This window comes from Chryseobacterium sp. CBo1, assembly GCF_001693475.1.
In the GTDB taxonomy this organism is placed as follows: Bacteria; Bacteroidota; Bacteroidia; order Flavobacteriales; family Weeksellaceae; genus Chryseobacterium; species Chryseobacterium formosense.
Genome location: NZ_MAUH01000052.1, coordinates 1 through 2,922 on the forward strand (window position 1 = coordinate 1; position 2,922 = coordinate 2,922).

The 2,922-nt window shown below is 48.2% G+C and carries 4 protein-coding genes; 1 reads left to right on the forward strand and 3 read right to left on the reverse strand.

Features of this window, described 5'->3' with window-relative positions:
- Positions 1 to 324, reverse strand: a 324-nt coding sequence (locus BA768_RS17735; protein WP_131800029.1) for a hypothetical protein, incomplete at its 3' end; no start/stop codon positions are given.
- 169 nt (positions 325 to 493) lie between these two features.
- On the opposite strand from BA768_RS17735, the gene BA768_RS17740 reads away from it, so the two are divergent.
- Positions 494 to 709: a hypothetical protein gene (locus BA768_RS17740; RefSeq protein WP_065721851.1), complete on the forward strand. Its 216-nt coding sequence runs from the start codon at positions 494 to 496 to the stop codon at positions 707 to 709.
- Positions 710 to 721: 12 nt separating this feature from the next.
- Here BA768_RS17740 and BA768_RS17745 read toward each other — a convergent pair whose 3' ends face one another.
- Together BA768_RS17745 and BA768_RS17750 are read right to left on the reverse strand one after the other, a co-directional pair.
- Entirely contained in the window at positions 722 to 2,143 is a 1,422-nt protein-coding gene (locus BA768_RS17745; protein ID WP_065721852.1) for a hypothetical protein, read from the reverse strand.
- A 298-nt stretch (positions 2,144 to 2,441) separates the two neighbouring features.
- Positions 2,442 to 2,774: a hypothetical protein gene (locus BA768_RS17750; RefSeq protein ID WP_065721853.1), complete on the reverse strand. Its 333-nt coding sequence runs from the start codon at positions 2,772 to 2,774 to the stop codon at positions 2,442 to 2,444.
- Between the last annotated feature and the right edge of the window lie 148 nt (positions 2,775 to 2,922).

Consider the following 2,922-nt stretch of genomic DNA (forward strand, 5'->3'; position numbering starts at 1 on the left):
AAAAATGTCCTCTAGATCTTGTCCAGTTTCTGCTGAGATTTCTTCCACTTTTTCAGCGGTCCAAGCAATCGCATTTTGCTTCCATGCATACGCCTGCACACCAGAAAATATGACTGTGCTTCCCTTTTTTGGAGGTTGGTGAGTTCCCACTTTCACCCTGCAAGGCAAAATATAGTTTCCAGATTTCATTGCTGATGTGATGTGCCAAAGGGGAAGCCCATCTTTGCCTTTTTCCTGCTCATCAGTCCTTTTTCCATCACTGTAAAGCATGACAGCAGAAACATCTTCCACCTGCACACCTGTAAAAAGTCCATCAATAAACATAGCTAGCCTTTCGTTTATATACTGCAACTTTTGCAGCTGATTAGTATTATAAAACAAACCAATCGTTGTTCGTCAGCGCCGATTTTGCCGGCGGTTTGTGTGCTTGGTTTCTTACTTACTTGCTTGGTTTTTTAGTGCTTTATTTTGCTTTGTTTTGTATGCTTTATGTATGACCAAAAAATCCATCACTAAGGCAGATCTTCAAGAGCAACTGAATAAGCTCAATGAAGAGCTTGTCCCTGATAATGTTCGTGTCCCCCGCCGTCTCGCCATTGCCGTCCAGGAGTTAAAAGCTGAAACTGGAATGAAAAAGCAGGAGATTTACACCCAGGCATTAGAACATTATTTCGAAGCACTGGATAAAGAGAAAAAAGCAAGCAAGTAAGCAAGAAAGCTTTTACTCTTTAAGCCTGCGCGCCTTTATCCATTTCTTTACTTGCCTGTCCCATTCTTCGCGTGAAGTAAGTTCGTAAGCAATACCCAAAGATTGCAAGCACAGCAGGAGAGTTTCCCACTTTTCTGCTGTTTTCTTTGTCTCTAGAACCGCTTCTCTTATTTCCTCAATATAGTCTTTGACCTCGTCATATTCCACCACTGCCATAGTGTCCCCCTGCACTTCTTCCTGGGTATTAGCAATCTCCTCATCTGATTTTTCCTCACCCAAGCCAGCCATTTTTCGGAGATCCCTAGACCAAGTCAGCCATCTTCTTCCCCTGCATGCTTCTTCCAATCCACGCCATTGTGCAACCGCTTTCGCGCCCAGGAGTTGAGCTTTTTCACCATCTAGTGCGCCAATAGCGCGCAAAAGTCCCTCTGGAGAAGTCCTTTTTTCCCCGCGCCCAGCTTTTTTATTACCTTGTGCAATCTCGCCGCCGATTTTTTCAGCGCTAAGTTTTTCGCCTTTGACCAGGTAAGATGCTGCTGCACTGATATGTCTGCTGTTATCCACTTTCAGCACTTTCCAGTCAAAGCCCCGTGCTGCAGTTTTCAGCCCTTGCTTCTCACACCCACGCTGCCAGCGCTCCCACATAACAGCCTTTTGGGTGTCTAAATCCACGCCTTTTTCAAAAATAATCAGCACATGAAAGTGCCCATGTGTGCCAGTAATCTGTTTCGTTTCTAGAGCATCAGTAGTCAGCTCAAAGCCCCGTGCATAGCCAACCCGCTGTGCTTTTATCTCTTTTCCTGCTCTACCTGCATGCACATAGCGCCATGCAGCCGCTAGCCCATCAAAAACTTCCCCCACATTTTGCTTCATCACCGCCTGGTGGGTATCACCATCACACTCATCCAGCACTTCTTTTTTCACGTGAGCAGCAGTGAAAGTGCCCAGCACCAACTGAAAGCCTTTACTAGCAGCCCATTCTGCTACCGCTCTTACATCCTCACCACGCTCACTAGCGATCCTGCTCCAGCAATCAGCACACCACCTGCTACCGCACATACACCGCCCCGCCATGGTGATACCACCTCGCTCAGTAATCCCCAGCGCTACCCGTGAAGCCACAATGGGTATAGTGCCGCATTGCTTCACGCGCTCTAACCTGCCTGCACGCTCATAACCGCGTTTTTGCAGCTCCCCCAGCTGCTGCATTTGCACCCTACTGACAGCGCGTGTAGGGGGTAAATCATGCCTTTGACCTGCAGTGGAAGCATAAGTCGTTTCTTTCTGAACGCGCGCGCTTGCCGCTTCGCTTTGCTTGCTTCGCTCCAGCCACGCCGCGCCCGTCGCTAGCGCTGTCGCTACCGCTCCGGTTGCTCCTGTCTTCCGCTCGCCGCGCGCCGCTACGCGCCCGCGCTGGGTGATGATATGCTGCATACAGAACACCTTTTCCGTGTGTTGTTGCCCCCGTATTCCTGTTGATCCGCCAAGATTTCGCAGGATATGGGGGTATTTTCTTATTTTCTTCTCTTTAACTTACATCAGTGTCATTTTGCATTGTTTCCGCCATGCAATAGCTGGGGAAAAAGCAAGGACAGGGGGGTGGAGGAGACTGCTGCACATTGCTGCAGATCACCCCCCGCTGCTGTCTAGTGCTCCTCACTCATCAATCAGTGGGGGAAGTCTCCCCCACACCCCCGCAAGGACAAGGGGAAAATCTTCCCCTTGTATCCCCTTAGCGCATCGCTGTTCCTAGCACTACTGATGTCCAATCCGTGTAGTCATCATTCGTGCAGCTGTCATGCATCACACTAAAATCAAACCCAAGTTCCTTCGCAATATCATCCATTTGCTTCTCTAGTGGCGACATTTTCGCAAGCTCCCAGGCATATTCTTCTCGCACTATAGTTCCAAAGATGATTTTTACACTTACTCCATCAGTTCTATCTTTGGATACCGCCACAGCACTATGTGTGATGTCATAGCCTTTAATCTGTCCTAGAAAATCTTCCGCTAGCTTGTCCAGCTTCGCGTCCAGGAGTTGATGTAGAGTTTTCTCTTCACTCATTTATTTCTCCCCCTTATCTGTAAAAATGTCCTCTAGATCTTGTCCAGTTTCTGCTGAGATTTCTTCCACTTTTTCAGCGGTCCAAGCAATCGCATTTTGCTTCCATGCATACGCCTGCACACCAGAAAATATGACTGTGCTTCCCTTT

Bases quoted from the DNA above. Each gene is read 5' to 3' on its own strand.
- BA768_RS17740 (WP_065721851.1), top strand. From the start codon at position 494: ATGACCAAAAAATCCATCACTAAGGCAGATCTTCAAGAGCAACTGAAT.
- BA768_RS17745 (WP_065721852.1), bottom strand. From the start codon at position 2,143: ATGCAGCATATCATCACCCAGCGCGGGCGCGTAGCGGCGCGCGGCGAG.
- BA768_RS17750 (WP_065721853.1), bottom strand. From the start codon at position 2,774: ATGAGTGAAGAGAAAACTCTACATCAACTCCTGGACGCGAAGCTGGAC.